This window comes from Ammoniphilus resinae (assembly GCF_017873965.1).
GTDB lineage: Bacteria > Bacillota > Bacilli > Aneurinibacillales > RAOX-1 > Ammoniphilus_A > Ammoniphilus_A resinae.
The window spans coordinates 1-16,826 of sequence record NZ_JAGGKT010000023.1; the positions used below are offsets into that span (position 1 = coordinate 1).

General features: G+C 43.2%; 15 protein-coding genes. 2 read left to right on the forward strand and 13 right to left on the reverse strand.

Going from position 1 to position 16,826, the window contains the following annotated elements; genetic code table 11:
• Positions 1 to 116: 116 nt before the first annotated feature.
• Both J2Z37_RS22285 and J2Z37_RS22290 read right to left on the reverse strand, forming a co-directional pair.
• Complete coding sequence (locus J2Z37_RS22285; RefSeq protein ID WP_209812535.1) at positions 117 to 1,424, reverse strand: nickel pincer cofactor-dependent isomerase, group 22; 1,308 nt, start codon at positions 1,422 to 1,424, stop codon at positions 117 to 119.
• Between the two features lie 172 nt (positions 1,425 to 1,596).
• Positions 1,597 to 2,568 carry an aldo/keto reductase gene (locus J2Z37_RS22290; protein WP_209812536.1) on the reverse strand — a complete coding sequence of 324 codons (972 nt, stop codon included), beginning with the start codon at positions 2,566 to 2,568 and terminating at the stop codon, positions 1,597 to 1,599.
• Positions 2,569 to 2,811: 243 nt separating this feature from the next.
• On the opposite strand from J2Z37_RS22290, the gene J2Z37_RS22295 reads away from it, so the two are divergent.
• Both J2Z37_RS22295 and J2Z37_RS22300 read left to right on the forward strand, forming a co-directional pair.
• Complete coding sequence (locus J2Z37_RS22295) at positions 2,812 to 3,363, forward strand: cupredoxin domain-containing protein (RefSeq protein WP_209812537.1); 552 nt, start codon at positions 2,812 to 2,814, stop codon at positions 3,361 to 3,363.
• Positions 3,350 to 4,858, forward strand: a complete 1,509-nt coding sequence (locus J2Z37_RS22300; protein ID WP_209812538.1) for a cbb3-type cytochrome c oxidase subunit I — start codon at positions 3,350 to 3,352, stop codon at positions 4,856 to 4,858. Before J2Z37_RS22295 ends, J2Z37_RS22300 begins: the two co-directional genes overlap by 14 nt.
• Positions 4,859 to 4,973: 115 nt before the next feature.
• Here the strand turns inward: J2Z37_RS22300 and J2Z37_RS22305 are convergent, their stop codons facing one another.
• From J2Z37_RS22305 to J2Z37_RS22355, 11 genes are all read right to left on the reverse strand, one after another.
• A complete protein-coding gene (locus tag J2Z37_RS22305; RefSeq protein ID WP_209812539.1) occupies positions 4,974 to 6,236 on the reverse strand; it encodes a ribulose-bisphosphate carboxylase large subunit family protein in 1,263 nt (420 codons plus the stop codon).
• A 57-nt stretch (positions 6,237 to 6,293) separates the two neighbouring features.
• A complete protein-coding gene (locus J2Z37_RS22310; RefSeq protein WP_209812540.1) occupies positions 6,294 to 7,442 on the reverse strand; it encodes a mandelate racemase/muconate lactonizing enzyme family protein in 1,149 nt (382 codons plus the stop codon).
• 62 nt (positions 7,443 to 7,504) lie between these two features.
• A complete protein-coding gene (locus J2Z37_RS22315; protein WP_209812541.1) occupies positions 7,505 to 8,194 on the reverse strand; it encodes a GntR family transcriptional regulator in 690 nt (229 codons plus the stop codon).
• Positions 8,195 to 8,240: 46 nt separating this feature from the next.
• On the reverse strand, positions 8,241 to 8,651 hold the full coding sequence (locus J2Z37_RS22320) for a VOC family protein (protein ID WP_209812542.1): 411 nt from the start codon (positions 8,649 to 8,651) through the stop codon (positions 8,241 to 8,243).
• A 12-nt stretch (positions 8,652 to 8,663) separates the two neighbouring features.
• Positions 8,664 to 9,689, reverse strand: coding sequence for an alcohol dehydrogenase catalytic domain-containing protein (locus J2Z37_RS22325; RefSeq protein WP_209812543.1), 1,026 nt, complete (start codon positions 9,687 to 9,689; stop codon positions 8,664 to 8,666).
• 180 nt (positions 9,690 to 9,869) lie between these two features.
• Positions 9,870 to 10,628 carry an SDR family NAD(P)-dependent oxidoreductase gene (locus J2Z37_RS22330; RefSeq protein ID WP_209812544.1) on the reverse strand — a complete coding sequence of 253 codons (759 nt, stop codon included), beginning with the start codon at positions 10,626 to 10,628 and terminating at the stop codon, positions 9,870 to 9,872.
• 7 nt (positions 10,629 to 10,635) lie between these two features.
• Positions 10,636 to 12,057: an aldehyde dehydrogenase family protein gene (locus J2Z37_RS22335; RefSeq protein ID WP_209812545.1), complete on the reverse strand. Its 1,422-nt coding sequence runs from the start codon at positions 12,055 to 12,057 to the stop codon at positions 10,636 to 10,638.
• Positions 12,058 to 12,060: 3 nt separating this feature from the next.
• Positions 12,061 to 13,146 (reverse strand): zinc-dependent alcohol dehydrogenase, encoded by a 1,086-nt coding sequence (locus J2Z37_RS22340; RefSeq protein WP_209812546.1) that lies wholly within the window; start codon positions 13,144 to 13,146, stop codon positions 12,061 to 12,063.
• Complete coding sequence (locus tag J2Z37_RS22345; protein WP_209812547.1) at positions 13,139 to 13,951, reverse strand: sugar phosphate isomerase/epimerase family protein; 813 nt, start codon at positions 13,949 to 13,951, stop codon at positions 13,139 to 13,141. Before J2Z37_RS22345 ends, J2Z37_RS22340 begins: the two co-directional genes overlap by 8 nt.
• Before the next feature lie 8 nt (positions 13,952 to 13,959).
• The gene (locus J2Z37_RS22350; protein ID WP_209812548.1) at positions 13,960 to 15,780 is read right to left on the reverse strand and encodes a thiamine pyrophosphate-binding protein; all 1,821 of its coding nucleotides are present in this window, start codon (positions 15,778 to 15,780) and stop codon (positions 13,960 to 13,962) included.
• A gap of 15 nt (positions 15,781 to 15,795) precedes the next feature.
• Positions 15,796 to 16,602, reverse strand: a complete 807-nt coding sequence (locus J2Z37_RS22355; protein ID WP_209812549.1) for an IclR family transcriptional regulator — start codon at positions 16,600 to 16,602, stop codon at positions 15,796 to 15,798.
• Positions 16,603 to 16,826: the final 224 nt, after the last annotated feature.

A 16,826-nucleotide genomic window follows, 5' to 3' on the forward strand; every position in this document is an offset into this window, starting at 1 on the left:
CAGTTTCTCCGTGTTGTATCTGCTTATTATACAAAAAAGTACCCCATAGGTAGACTTTTTTTAATGTGTCTACTCTATAGGGTACATTTTAAACGTCAGACTTCTCTTTTTCAACCTTACCTTACCAACTTTCCCGTCTCATCAAAATTGAACGTTGTTTCGTCTCCTAAAATCTCCATGGCTGGATGTTGCCGGACCTCATCAAGTAGATTAGAAGACACCCAGATTTTATTTAGCTCCAATGTATTCTTGATATGTACCACCCGAACATCATCCAGGTTTCTTTTCCTGGTTGTTTTAATGGCGGCGGCGATCGCTTGCTGGTCGTTCTTTAAAATAAGCGGAAGTTTCCCACCTCCGATTTCAACCGCGGTAATCGTATTGGCATAAAAAGCTGCAAAATCGACCTGGCTCAGCGTTTGTACCGTTGTAAAATCGGCCAATCCCAGTCCAGTGGAATTACCATGGGATTCAGGGGTTATCCCCAATACAACAATACGACGGATTGGTGGCGCTTGTTCAAAGGTGAAAAACTCGGAAGAGGACGACCGACCGATAATATTCGGATCCATTCCTGAACCACTAATGTTTTTTCCAATTTCATCTACGATCAAGACATCGATTTCCTGTAGATGAAATTTGGGCATCCAGTTTGTAGCTTTAACCAACAGTTCCTCTTCTCTTTTCGGCAACTCTTCCTTCGGAACAACCTCTAAGTGGGCAGTATCGTGGAAAGCATTTTCGATGATCCCCACTCCAAATAGAAAGGGAACTTTGTCCATAATAAATTTCCCAATTTCCGGCACCAGCTGCGCGAAAGCCAACATTCCCCCACGGTGGAGGAAACTAGCCCCTTTATGCTTGCCCAGACCAATCCCGAGCATTTTCATAAATCCGCTTTCAATCCGACCTTTAAAATCTGTATGGGGTTTAATCCGAGACACAACGATAATGCCATCTGCCTCTTCGTAAGCAATCCGGTCAAAGTACACATCAACCTCACCATTCACTTTGCCCAGGTGAACCGTATCCATCGATGAACGAACCGGTGCGCCTACCTGTTCCTCCGTAATCCCATAATCAGCCAGGATTTGCTGTTGACCTTCAGCAAGCCCTCCGCCATGGCTTCCCATAGCCGGAACGATGAACGGGATCGCCCCTCGCTTTTTTAATTCCAACACGGTACAGCGTACCACTTCCTGCAGGTTCGTAATTCCCCTGCTACCAACACCAACGGCAATTTTCATCCCTGGCTTAATCTTTTGGGAGATCGCTTCCTTTTTAAATTGCTCCTCCAGGATCTTCGGTATTTCCTTTACTCCAATAACGGGTGCCTCAAATGCTTGTCTCACCAGATGCATAGAAGGCCAAGGAATATCATACCCTCCCTCTACCCTTACATTATCAAAATTTAACTCGATCATTAGACAATCCACCTTTTTTAGGATTTGCTTGGCTATTTTTAATTTATTTTATTATATTCTAAATATTATTTCAATATAAACAAATTTGCGGGTTACAGGAGTCTAGGAGGCTTTTTTCGAGGCCTGGGTTAGGGGGGCTTGACCAAAAAAAGGGTGCCTCGCACCCTTTTTACTACACCATCTCATCTGTCCGATCCGTCGCCGGAGCCGGAGCTATGGATAAATTTGAAATTTCCTTACGCCAATCTTCCGTCATTTTTACATCCAGGGCTGCCAGTGATGGCTCTAATTGCGCCACGTCACGGGCCCCAATAATCGGCGCAGTAATTGCTGGATGGGACATTACCCATGATACAGCCAGCGTTGCTGGATGAAGATCATGGGACTTGGCATACTCGTTAAACCGCTCTGCAGTCTCGAAGTATCCCTCCTCCGCATACCTTTTCTGATACATTTCCTGAACAACCAAGCGTCCTTCCGCTGGCCTATTCTTCGTTGTATACTTGCCAGACAATAATCCTCCGCCAAGTGGACTATAGGAAATAACCCCAATCTGTTCTGATTCGGCCAATGGAAGAATCTCTACTTCAGCTTGCCGCTTGACTAGATTATACATGGGCTGGATGCACTCGAAACGCGCAAGTCTTTCTCTTTCCGAAATCCCCAGCGACTTGGCAATCTGCCAAGCTGCCCAGTTACTAACCCCGGGATAGAGAATTTTCCCTTGAGCCTGCAGATCATCTAAAGCCCGCAGTGTTTCCTCCATTGCCGTTTTTGAATCAAAGTGATGCACAAAATAAAATTCGATTCGGTCTGTCCCGAGCCTACGCAAGCTGTCCTCGATCGCCTTCATAATATGGCGTCTTGACAACCCCCGCGCGTTGATATCTGGTCCCATTGGGTTGAATACTTTCGTGGTCAGGACCATCTCATCCCGGCATTCGGCGATTAACTTCCCTAAAATTTCTTCGGAACGACCTTTATTGTATGCATTTGCCGTATCGAAAAAGTTGATTCCTGCCTCACGACAACGATGAAACATTACTCTCGACGTCTCTTCATCTGCCACTCCTCCGAAAGACATCGTACCAAAACACAAACTCGAAACCTTAATGCCTGTTTTTCCAACTACACGATATTCCATGTCTTCAACTCCTACAAATTATTTATATCTTGCTACTATTCTTTCTTTCCATATAAAATCCTGCTCCTCAGAAACAATTATATCCATCAATAAAAAACACTAACGAATCAATAAAAACCTTATTAAATATTTTAACATTAGATTTTAAAATATTCCGAATTTGTGACAGTGATCACAACATCTTGTGTAAAACCACTTTATATTTAGATACAGGACAATAACATTGATTGAAGGAGGGCTTTTATGTACCAGCAATTAGCCTGGATTCTCACAGTAGTTTTAGTTTTTGCTCTTGCTGTCGTTTTCCTAACTATTGCAAGAAAAACAGCCCGCAGGGTGGATTATCAACCCATCCAGGAAAAAGGGTATCGAATCAGAAAATATTGGTTTATTAGTTTAGTTTCAGTTATGGTTATCGCAACATTTTTCTCCTTAAGGGATCTTCCTTATCACGATGCGACTGCTGCTGCAGCCACAGGTGCTAAAGTTGTTAATGTGGAAGGGTATCAGTTCTATTGGAAATTAAGTCAAGAGGAATTTTATGTTGGCGAACCTGTCCAATTCAACGTGACAAGTATGGACGTAAATCATGGCTTCGGTCTTTATGACGAAAACATGCAGCTTTTGGCTCAAACACAAGCGATGCCTGGATACACGAATGTGGTTGATTTCACCTTTACAAAGCCTGGAAAATACCAAATTCTTTGCCTGGAATATTGCAGCGTTGGACATCACGTGATGGTGAAGGAAATCGTTGTAAAAGAAAAAGGAGGTGCTTCAGATGGCCAAAACTGAAACGACTTACCCGATTAGCAGAGCAACGAAAAAAGGAGTTGTCGGTCATCTGGCGGTTGCCGCAACCGTATTAATCTTGATGATGGCTTTTGGGATTATCATGCTGTTTAATCAAGGCGGATTAATTACAATTTCACCTGATCTTTTCTATTCCATTATGACTGTACACGGGATTGGGATGGTCGGCATGGCATCCTTAGGCGGAGCCGCTATCATGTGGTATTTCCTATGTAAATATGTGCCACTCAACCCAAAAGTGCTGATGACTAATTTGGTTTTGAGTGTCATTGGTATTGCCATGATCCTCATTGCCGCATTTGTTTTCAAATTCTCTGATGCGTGGACTTTCCTCTATCCATTGCCATCCGTTTCTGCAAAACAACATGGAATGGCAGGTGCAATGTTTTTCTTAAATGGTGTGCTTTTCGTTGGTGTTGGCTTCTTAATCATGTACTTAGAAATTGGAAGGAAAATTGCCAAACAATACGGCGGACTGATGAACGGTCTTGGATGGGATATGCTTTTTGGTAAATCTGATAAACATTACGGCCCCCCAGCCGCTGTCGTTGCGAGCACCATGGTTGTCATTTGTAACAGTACAGCTATCTTAGCTGGTGCCACTGTGATCATCATGTCGATTATCAATATTCTAAATCCGAGCATTGTCTTTGATGCGTTGTTAGCCAAACATTTAACCTATGCTTTTGGACATATCTTTGCAAACGCCACAATTTATATGGCTGTTGTGGGAGTTTATGAAATCTTGGCAAAATATGCAGATCGCCCATGGAAAGCGAACAAAGTCTTTCTAATTGCCTGGAATTTCTCTACCCTATTTACCCTAATGATTTATACCCACCATTTATTAATGGACTTTGCTGTACCAAAATGGATGCTGTTAATTGGACAAATTTTCTCCTATGCGAACGGCTTACCTGTAATGGTCGTTACTGCTTATGGTGCATTAATGATCGTTTATCGATCAGGTCTTCGTTGGGATATGGCGTCCGGTCTAATGTTCTTAGCGATGTTTGGCTGGGTTGGTGGGGCAGTTCCAGCTATTATCGACGCTACCATCGTTGTAAATCATGTCATGCATAATACCAAATGGGTACCAGGACATTTCCATATTTACATGGGATTAGGCGTGACCATCATGATCATTGCCTTCATGTATTACTACAATAAAGTAGAAGGAAACCGCAGAGATCATTCTTGGGATCGCATTAGTGCCGCCTTCTATACCGTATTTTTCCTAGGTTTAACAGGATCTTTCCTATATGCGGGAAAAATCAGTGCACCAAGAAGATGGGCTGTCCATCTGCCAGAATGGATGTTAAGCGACATTGTGGGTGGAATTAGTGCTTGCTTTGTTTTAGCGGCGACAATCTCTTTTACCCTACGCTTTTTCGCTAATGTTAAATATACGAGAACAGCTAATACAACTGAAGAAATGGTCCATGACACTACATCTTTGATGAAGAAATCAAGCTAAAAGATCCCGGTGGGTAACCACCGGGTCTTTTTTGCAGTTAGAATTCTATTAGCACCTTAAGCGAACGGTCTTCCTTGCGCTCAACGAGTCGAACAACACTTCACCTAGGTTAGGACTATGAACCAAATTTCTCAATCGCTTGCCGTAACTCTGTATTGGTCTTGGCATATTCCTCTAAGCTGATTCCGCTTAATGCCGCTTCCCAACCCTGGATCATACTTTTTACGCCAGCTGCTGTTCCCCCAGGATGAGCAAGAATGCCTCCACCAGCGATGTTCATTACATCGATTGTTTGCATCTTAGTATAGGATTCCACCGCCATCCCTGCCCACTGTCCTGACGAAAGTACAGGCATAACGGTTAACCCGCCAAACATTGGGGTCAGACAATCATTAACAGAATTTAGTACAGATTCATTTGATTCGAAGAATTTATTATTTAAGCCATTCGTATGTAGATGATCAACGCCAACCAGTCGGCAAAGCTTCTGGTATGCCCTAAATTCCATTCCAAGTAGCGGACAGCGAGTCATTGCTCCCCATTGGTTTCTATGGCCATGGATTGGAAGTTCACTATACTTACGCAGATGCGCTACTGCAGGGAGGCCCACACTATTAATACTTACCATCACACATGTTCCACCTGCATCGTACACAAGATCATGATTTCTTTTTAGCTCATCAATATCACCAGTAATATTAAAAGCATACATCACCTTTTTCCCTGTGATATCTGCCACTCGTTCAATTTCTTCCATCACGACCTTCACTCTCTGTTGAAGAGGGGCATAAGGGGGATTCCCGTTCAATTCATCATCCTTGATAAAATCCAATCCCGCCATCGCAAGCTCACGAACAACGGGGCGCAATTCTTCGGGGGAAAGACCAATACTGGGTTTGATAATCGTACCGATTATGGGACGGCCATAAACACCCGCCAACTTCCGAGTCCCTTCAATGCCAAACTTAGGACCTAGATAAACCTCCGTAAACTCAAAGGGCAGGTCTAGATCCATTAGCCTTAAACCAGAGAACTCCCGAAGCTCATAAAGATTTCCTGCTACAGTGGCTAAGAGGTTTGGGATGGATGGACCGAAATTATGAAATGGGAAAGAAAGTGTCACCAACCCACGACGAAAAACAGGTTTTTCATTAACCCTTTTAGGAAGCTTAAATCCAGGAAGCGAAGGAGTTTCGCTTGATTCTAATTCCTGAACTTCAACGACCCTTGCCCCAAACTTTTCCTTTATTTCTTGGGTTTCTCCAGGTACAGAAATAAATGTTCCAGTTGATTGCTCACCTGCCATAACCTGTGCTGCATACTCCAACGAATAGGGAGTTTCAATCAAATAGGTTGCCAATACGCGCGCTTGACTCATATCTCCGCCATCCTTCCAAAAAAGAAATGCCATTTTAGATTGAAGTTTTACATTAACTTAGTGACTTTTTACCATTGCGGAATTTTTAATCACTGTTTCTTCCACCAAATATTTTTTAATGGCCTCCTGATCCCAATCAATCCCAAGCCCATTTTCTTTTGGTGGTGCTAAAGTTCCCTTTTCTGTTAATTGATAAGGATTAATCATGACTTGATCAAAATTGACTACATTTGTCCCCACAAATTTTTCAACGAAAGCAACTTCCCTTGCAGCACATGCAAGATGTACGTGGATATCCCAGAAATAGTGGGGGGCTAAGGTAACCCCTTGAGCGCCAGCTAGAACGGCTATTTTCAACCATTCGGAAACACCGCCACATTGTGTTGCATCTGCTTGGATATAGTCCACTGAACCCTGTTGGATCAGCTCTTGGAACTCCCAACGTGTTGCACCAACTTCACCTGTTGCTAAAGGAATAGATGTTTGTCTTTTCAGTCGGTTAAACCCTTCAATCATATCCATCGGCAAAGGTTCTTCAAAAAAAGAAATGTCATACTTTTCAATTCTTCGACAAAGCTCCATGCACTCATTTACATCTAGATAGGATTGATTAGCATCGATCATAAGTTTGACATCCGGTCCTATGATATCTCTAGTAATAGCTACCCGTGTGGCTTCTTGTATCGCATTAAGCCTGCCTATTTTAATTTTTACCGCTTTGAATCCCTGCTCCATGTACCCTTGAATTTCTTCCTCTAATTTCGTGTACATATCAAGTCCTTCATAATAATAGCCACCCGAAGCATAACAAGGAACTTCATCTCTATAGGAACCTAATAATTTATGCAGAGGCATTCCTGCTAATTTTGCTTGATGATCCCAAAGAGCAATATCGATAGCAGATAGAGCAACTAATACGTTTCCCCTTCGTCCAGCTCTTACGGTTTGAAAATACATTTTATCCCACAGTTTTGCAATGTCTCTGGGATCTTCTCCTATTAACATCGGTGCTAATAATTCATCAACAACTGCTTGCACGGGTTTTGCACTTGTATCTTGTAAACAAAAGCCAATCCCTTCGATCCCTTGGTCGCTTTGAACCCGAACCATAAGATAATCCCGGTAGCGTAACGTTTTAATAGAGAAACCTACAGGATTTTCCAAAGGAATTCGTATCCATTGTGAAGTTAATTGAGTAATTTTCATATATCTACCTCCCTTCACGTTTCTTATTTGAAATCACATTCTACTGTGAAAATAATTAAGAATTATATCCCATGGTCCGCAACCTGGCTTAATAGTAATTTCCCCGTCTCGATAATGTGACTTTTGATTTCTTCAACGGCCTTTTCGACCTCACCATTTTCCATCGTTTCAATCAATTTCTCATGCATTTTAACTACTATTTCAAGTGATGAAGAATAATTCTTATCAATTGTAATGGTATAAAACATATACTTGTACTTTAGAGGGTACCACGCTCGATATAACTGTTCGTGATCTGCACCCCTAACAATTATCTCGTGAAATTTTGAATCAAGCTCTGCCATTTGAAGTTTATTTCCTGTATTACATACCTCTATCATTTTGTCATAGATATCCCAGAGAGAAGTTATTGTATCTCGGATATTAGATTCCATGACCCGTCTAATTGCGAATTCTTCCAACACTGCTCTTAAAGTATAAAGCTCCCAGACACCCGTATAATTTAAATCCATTACGTATGTCCCTTTATATGGAACAACGTGAACCAAGCCTTCCTGTTCTAACTGAATCAAAGCTTCCCGTATTGGCGCTCGACTAATGCCGAGATTCTGGGCAAGCTCTAATTCCACAATCCGTTGTCCTGGTTTTAAGTGACCCAGAGCTAGAGCATTTATGATTTGATCCGCAACTTGCTGACGGAGGCTTTTGGGACGCCCTAGTTCCTTCCATACTGAATTTGCACCATAATCCATCATGTCCTCCGAACATTCAACAATTACACATTAAATGTTGAACAGATTATTCATCAATTTGAGAAACCTCTATTACGTTTCCATCTGGATCATGGAAAAAGATTTGATACCAACCTTTAATAGACCATTCTCCATAATCAGAAAAAGGAATGTTATTTTCTCTAAGTCTTGCCTTGACCTCTTCGATATCATCTACGCGGAAAGCGATATGGCCTTGTAGCAGGGGATTAACGTGATGACCAGTAATAAAAGACATGTAAGGCTCATTTTGGGCTATATGAACCTCTGCCTGGCCCTCTTCCGCAAGTAAAAATCGAACATTTCCTTGGTACTGATCTTTTATTCTAGCATCTGGCAATTGGGTGCTTTCTTTCATGCCAAGGATGTTTTTGTAAAAGGTGGCCATTTTGTCAATGTTTGAGGTACTAAAATTCCGATGATGAATACTAATTTTCATAAAATTCCCCTCCTAAGGTTTTAGTAATACTTTCGTCCCTTCTCCACTTGAGGCAATTCGAAATCCTTCTTCGTAATCCTCTAAAGCAAACTCATGGGTTATTGCAGGTCGGACGTTGAGCTTTTTTTCAAGAAGTAAATTTTCCATTACATCCCATGTATCCCACATCAACCGACCATGAACACCTTCGACAGTTGCTTCTTTATAAATAACGTCGCGGGAAAGATTTAAGGAAACATCGCCTGAATAAAGGCCAACCATTGCAACTTTTCCCTTTTCCCGCAAATATGGGAGGGTCTCGGCGATCGCTTGATTGCTTCCCGTGGTTTCAATAATTACTTCAGGTGCTGAAGAACGCGAACCCAGCATCGCCGATGCAGAGATTTCCAATGGATTCCATATATGCATATCTCCACACATTGAAGCTACTTCTAATCTGGTATTTTTTACGTCACTGATCGTAACAGAATGGGCACCTAAAGCTAAGCTGGCACAAGCTGAAAAGAGTCCAATAGGGCCAGCCCCGAGCACAACCACCCTTTTTCCCTGAACATTCCCTACTTGAGCAGCGTGGACGCCAACTCCTAACGGCTCCAAAATGGATGCCAGATCATCAGGGATAAAATCCGGAACCTTGCGTGCGCAAACTGCCGGAACAACTGCATATTCTGCAAAGCAACCATCAGTATGTAAGCTGAATATTCGTTTATTTTCGCATATATGCATGTTTCCGTTTTTACAAAGTGAACAATCCTCACAAGGAATATGGGTTTCTATACAAACTCGGTCCCCTAAAGCGAGAGATTCTACCCCCTCTCCTAGCTTTACAACTTCTGCAACGCACTCATGCCCCAATATGTTACCTGGTTTGATTCCTATCCCTGCAGCCCATTTGTTCCAATTAAAAATGTGTATATCTGTCCCACAAATAGCAGTGATCTTAACCCGAACCAAGACTTCCCCTTGCCTTGGTTCTGGAATAGCAGCTGTATGCAGGCGTGCTCCAGGTGCACCAGTGATCAATGATTTCATGCCCATTTTAATTTCATCTCCTTTCTTATTGACTACAGTCTTTGATGACTGTCGACAATAGTTATTTAATTATTTAAATAATATAAAATTTTTAAAATATTGTCAACACATTATTGTTGTTTATTTTGCTCGTAGCTTTTGAGAAAAAAATTATCCCCTAGAATTTTCTAGGGGATACGTTCTTCCTTATTGGGTTAATAGTCCGCCATCTACGAATATCGTTTGCCCAGTAACATAATCGGATGCAGGGCTAGCCAAAAAGAGCAATACTCCCACGAGCTCTTCCGGTTCTCCAAAACGCCCCCATGGCAATTGATTTAACATTTTTTGATAACGGACAGGATCAGCTCTCGTATCTTCATTCATTGCTGTTTTAATATAACCAGGACCAATAGCATTTATATTTACGTGATCTGGACCCCATTCAGCAGCCAATGTTCTTGTTAAATGCTCGATGGCTGCCTTCGAGGTGCAGTATGCCAATCTTAAATCAAGGCCCATTCGGCCGGCTATCGATGAAACGTTGATAATTTTCCCTTTCCCTTTCCTTTTCATCATCACGCCAAAGTGTTTACAGCAAAGAAAAGTACCTGTTAAGTTCACATCCATCACACGATTCCATTCTTGAAGCGTCATATCCTCTGTTGTTACTCTTTGCACGACACCGGCATTATTAATGAGGATATCTAGCTGCCCCAACTCATTACTAACCTTGTCTACTAATGCGATGACTTCTTGCTCAATTGCAACATTGGCTTTGTAACCTTTGATCTCACCATAAGAGGTTAATTCCGCCACCGCGGCTGCCACTGCATGTTCATCTAAATCACAAATAATCACTTTTGCACCTCTAGATGCCAACGCTTTAGCATAGGTAAACCCGAGTCCCCTTGCACCACCAGTGACCAAAGCCGTTTTACCCGCTACTGAGAACAGATCGTCCAAGTTCTTTTCACCTCAGGATGTTCATTTGAATAATCTTCGTTTCTGTCATTTCTGCAATGGCATATTTGGGTCCTTCCCTGCCAATCCCGCTAAATTTAACCCCACCATATGGCATGGCGTCAAACCTGGTGTTTGAGGTATCGTTGATATTTAAACCTCCTACCTCTATCTTCTCCGCGGCAATCATTGCCTTATTAATATCATTTGTGAAAATACCAGCTTGAAGGCCATATGGACTATCATTAACCAAATCAATCGCTTGTGAGAAATCTTTGTATGGCACTACACTAAGGACGGGGCCGAACACTTCCTCACAGACAATTCGCATCTCCTGTTTGGCATTTGTTAAAACAGTAGGGTAATAGATGACACCTTCCCTTTTCCCCCCCGTTAGAACCTTTGCACCTGTAGAGACTGCTTCGTTTACCCATTGCTCAACCTCAATCGCCTTCTTTAAGCTAATCATTGGACCGATATCGGTGTCTGGGTCCAAGGGATTTCCGACCTTAAACTTCTCCACCTCGCGGGCTAGACGATTTGCCAGCTCCTTTGCAATCGACTGATGGGCGTATACCCGTTGCAGGGATACGCAAACCTGCCCCGCTTTTCGAAAGGCTGCCCGCACCATAATCGGTACTGCAACATCCAGGTTGGCATCTTCACACACGATGGTTGCCGAATTATTCCCAAGTTCTAAGGCCACTCTACGTAAACCGGTTTTGGTTTTTACCACTTCTCCAACTCGTGTACTTCCGGTAAAAGTATAAAAGTTGATCCCGGGATGTGTTAACATGGCTTCGCCTGTTTCAATTTCACCGAAAATCACTTGAATAAGCTCTTTAGGGTTCCCTGCATCAAGTAGAATCGAAAGCACCTCCAGGGCAGATTGCGGGGTGGCCGTGGATGGTTTCAATACAACTGCGTTACCCGCAGCAATCGCTGGTGCTACCTTATGAATCACGTTGTTGAACGGTGCATTAAAAGGAGTGATTGCTCCTACAACTCCGACAGGAACTTGAATGGTAAATGCGAGTCTGTTCTCCATCCCAGGGTTTGCTTTTACAGGCAAAACCTCACCTGTGATACGCTTAGATTCTTCAGCAGAAAGGATAAAAGTTTGCACGGCACGAGCTATTTCCCCATAGGCATCCTTTAAGGTGATTCCGGACTCAACTGCCATTACCTCGGCAATATCTTTTTTTCTTTTTTCTGTAATCTGAGATGCTTTAAGAAGGATTTCATAACGTTGGTAAGGGGTTAAAGCATTTTGTTTAAAAGCACGTCTTGCTGCTTGAACAGCTTGGTCAACCTCCCGCTGACCCGCTTCATGAACCTGCGCGATCACTCCCCCTGTAAATTTGTTCGTTACAGGGATTAGCTTCCCGGTTTTGATCCACTCTCCTTGTATAAAGAGTCCAATCTCTTTCATCTCCTACCTTCCTTCCCTACCTGCTAGTGATTCGGCATTCGGCTCGATTACAACCTTTAAACACTGGCGCTTCAATAATAATTCCACAGCTTTATTCGTTTCGGCTAATGACAAACGATGTGTCACCAACAGCTCTAATTGAGGGACAATCTTCCCGATGATTTCCATCGTTTTCGGCCAGGTAGACAAATTATAGGCGCGGACCCCTATCAATTCTTTCTCAGCAAAAACCACCTTGGTCGTGTCAATTGGTGTATAAGAAGCCGCAATTCCAACCATGGCAACCTTTCCGGCAGTTTTTACGAGATCGATCGCAAAGGTGATGGAATCATTTGTTCCGGCAACTTCGAATACTACATCTGCTTTCGGTTGACCCGTCAGTCTTTCAAAGGCGATATAGGGATCCTCCTTTTCAATGTTAACTGTCTTCGCTCCCATTCTCTTGGCCAATTCCATTCGCTCCTGATCAGAATCTAACCCAAACAATACAATGTCCTCATATCCTGCCGCCTTGCAAGCGATATATTGCAATAACCCAACTGTTCCCACGCCAACGATGGCCGCTGCTTTATCAGACTTCTGCTGGACCCTCTCCAATGCGTGAACGGTGACGGATAAAGGTTCGGCAAGGCTGCCCAAATAAATCGGTACATTCGCTGGCAATACAAAGACATTCTTGGCTCGAACTGTGAGGTATTGGGTTAAACCACCATCTGCGTGACAGCCAAGGATGGGACGGTTCTCACAAATAGATTCACGATTCTGTATGCAATAGGGACAGATTCCACAAGATATATGGGGGTTAATCGCAACTTTATCCCCTACTTTCAGGTGGGAAACCCCCGCCCCTACTTCCTCCACAATTCCTGCAAATTCATGCCCAGGGATCAGTGGGAAAACGGGATGATATTCACGTGCAACAGTTTCCGTCCATTTATAAATCGACAGATCCGTTCCACATATTCCAACGGTTTCTACACGAATTTTCACCTCGTGATCCCCAGGTGATTTCGCCATTGGAACCTCGATGACTTCAAAACTTCCATACTCTGACCTTACCTTGGCAACCGCTTTCATTACATTATCCATGAAACTCCCATCCTCTGCCTTGCAAATTATCGATACTCTTTCCAATCCCTACCTCAGCCTCCGGGTGGATAATTTCCAGCATACAAATCCCCTTATAGTTGATACCCTGCAGAGCTTGTTGGACTTTTTCGAATGGAACGTCACCAGAACCTATCACGGCATGCTCCCATTTGGAATGAGTCGTGTCAGACAGGTGAACAAGCTTGATGTAATCGCCCAGTCGACGGATTCCCACTGCGGGATCTTCCACCATATACCCGTTTGCTACATCATAAATGGCAGCAAAGTACGGGCTTGGAAGCTCGTTTAACACCCACCCAACCTCTTCGGAGGTTTGTAAAAATAGGGACGGGATATTTTCAACCAGCAGCGTCACTTTTCGCTGTTCAGCAAATTCAACGAGTCGTTCAAAATCACCCTTACACTGTTTCCAGACCCATTCAAAATCAGGTGGCAGCAAAGGATGCAGTTTACCAGGTGGCATGACAAGATAGGGAACATCCCATTCGCTCGCGAGAGAAATCCACTGTTGATAGTGATCAACGGTATATGCACGCATATCTGGATTAACACTTGCTAGATTAATATCCAAACCTGGAGGATTAAACGCCATAATCTTTACGCCCGCCTTTAAGGCAGCTTGCAGGATTCTTGCTTTCTCTTCTGCTCTGATGCTCTTTGCATGAATATGGGGGACGGATGTGAGAATTTCCACATCCTTAACCCCCATGTCTGCTATTTTCTGAAAAGAATCTGCTAACTCACAGTTCCACAAATAGGGATACGTATTGATTCCTAATTTCATTTTTCCTCCTAAGGCCGGAAATTGGGCTCTGGATGTTTAAATGGCGGCAACACCCACGTACCGGTTCCTGGGGGCTTAATGTCACGGTCAACAAGAACTTCAATTAAATAAGGTTGATTGAGTTCAAGAGCATGCTTCACAGCCTCCCCAATCTGCTCTGGCTGATCAACCTTTGTTGCTGCTACCCCGAAAGAATTAGCTAAGGCTACAAAGTCCGGATTATAGAATTCCCCTGAATTACGCTCAACAAAGCTTGTAGCCAATTCTCTTCCTCCGAAGTATCCAAGTTGTAAATCCCGAATCGACCCATAGGCGAAATTATTCCATACCACCCAAACAACTGGAATATTGTATTCTTTGGCAGTAGCCAAAATATGTGGGTGCATCATGAAGGAGCCATCCCCTACAATCGCCACACATGGACTATCTGGTGCTGCTAGTTTTGCACCTAAAATGCCGCAGGTGGCAAATCCCATACTGGCAAATCCCCAGGATTGCAAAAGTTTTTGTGGCCCTGTGCTATTCCAGTATTGAACAACCCAGTTATGATGGACACCTACATCTACACCAAGGATTCCATTTTTAGGCAAAACCTTTCGTACTTCTCCGACCAGTCTTGCCGGATGAACAGGTGAACCCGGCTGTTGAAAAGCATCTGTTTCGTGATCTTGCCAGATCTTTTTCCAAGCGGCTATGCGGTTTAGCCAAGGATCAAAATTTGGTTTCCGCATCGCAAAAACTTCCTTCGCCTTCGTTAGGATTTGTTTTGCTACGGTTTTGGCATCACCGATAATGCCTAATTCAACGGGATAGTTGCGACCGATTTCCTGTGGATCAATATCAATGTGAACGATCTTTGTCGTGGAAATGTTATACGTATATCCGTCTAACCAAGCACTGGTGGCCCGATCGTCAAAGCTGGAACCAAACGCAATTAACAGATCACAATTTTTGCCTGCTTCATTTGCCGCATAGGATCCATTTCTTCCCGTTGCCCCTAAGCTAAGCTTATGGTATTCGTCAATGGTCCCCTTCCCCTGCGGTGTCGTATGTATCGGGATCTGAAGGAACTCCACCAATTCCAAGATCTCTTGCGAAGCCTCAGACAAAAGCGCCCCATTCCCTGCCGCAATGAGTGGCTGCTTTGCTGCCGAGATCAACTGTATTACCCGATCAATGGTCGTTTCATCTGCCCCGAATCGCTGATAGATATTTCGGCGAAAACCTTGGGGATCTGCCGTTTCGACTTCGGCTTGCTCCACAAATACATCTAGTGGAACATCCAAGTGAACAGGTCCAGGCTTTCCGGTTGTCATTTCCTTGAAAGCTTGGCGAACTGCTAATGGAACCATTTCTGTCCGCGTTGGCTGAAAGCTTTTTTTCACATACGGCCGAACAACCGACGGAAAGTCGGCTTGGAAATATTTCCCTGTTTCTTGGAAGGGACTTCGATTGAATTGGGTCGTTGGCACGTTTCCGGTAATCGCCAAAAATGCGGAAGAATCCATGAAGGCCCCGGCAAGAGCAATAGGCAGATTAGCGGACCCCGGTCCACAGGAGGTAATGGTAGCCACTGGTTTGTGGGAGATTCGATAATAAGCATCCGCCATAAATCCAGCTGCAGTTTCATGGCGAACGGAAATTGTTTTGATTTTATCGGATGCCTTATGTAATCCGTCTAATAACCCCACATTGCCATGGCCGCACAAACCAAAAACGTAAGGAACTTCTTCTTTCACCAAATAATCTACGATAATGTCCGCACCATTCATCACAGCTTTTTCCTTCTTCTTTTCTGATTCCATAACCTGATTATTTTGCTCTGACAAGTTCTTTTCCACCTTTCATTTATTAATGAAACTTCTCATTGTAGGGACAAATCCCAACCGCCTGGAAATCTGCTGACAAGCTTCCCTTAATGCTTTGATAAGCAACTGTCGGCTCGCTTCAATTCGTTCTGTCGGTCCAGAAATACAAATTGCGCCAACAACATATCCCGTAAAATTGAAAATTGGTGCAGCAAAACATGAAAGTCCCTGTTCTAATTCCTCCGCATCCTTGGCCACACCCAATGAGCGAATTTGACTAAGCTCCTCATGGTACTCCCGGAGTGTGGTAATGGTCGATTCTGTATATTTAGGCATCCCTTTTTCGAAGAGTATCCTATCTACCTCTTCCAATGGAAAGGCAGATAGAATTGCCTTTCCTAACCCAGTACAATGGACCGGCCTGCGGGAGCCAAGTTGGCTCGAAATTCGAATCGAACGTGTCCCCTCAGCCTTATAGAGATAAACAACCTCCCCTTCGTTGTAAACTCCAAGAAAGGAAGTTTCCCCTGTAGTTTCCGCGATCTCCCGAAGGTAGGGAGCGGAAACATCCACGATTTCCCTATTTCCCAGGGCTGATGCACCTAAATCGATAGCCTTTAATCCTAAACTATACAAATCACTTTGTGGAAGCAGTTCTACATATCCTCTTGATTTTAGTGTTTCAAGCAGACGAAAAACCGTAGTTTTAGGCATATCCAATGCCTTGACCAATTCAGCCAGTGAAACTCCATTTCTTCCAATAGAAATATACTCCAGTATGGCAAGTGCCTTATCCACTGAAGAAGAATAGGAAGCTTCGGCCTCATTGGTTTTATTCTCCATAGCACAACTCCTTTCTGCACATGTGGAACAATTTCCCACTGCGCAATATACTTATTACCTTTTTGGAACATCATACCGTTTCTGTTATGGTAATACGGTAACAATAAATAGTCAATATATTTTGATTAATTTATGTTTTCGGATTATTTTTTTATGAATTATATTATTTACAATATTGACAATTATTAAATTATTTATTATTGTAATTCTGTATTACATCTCAT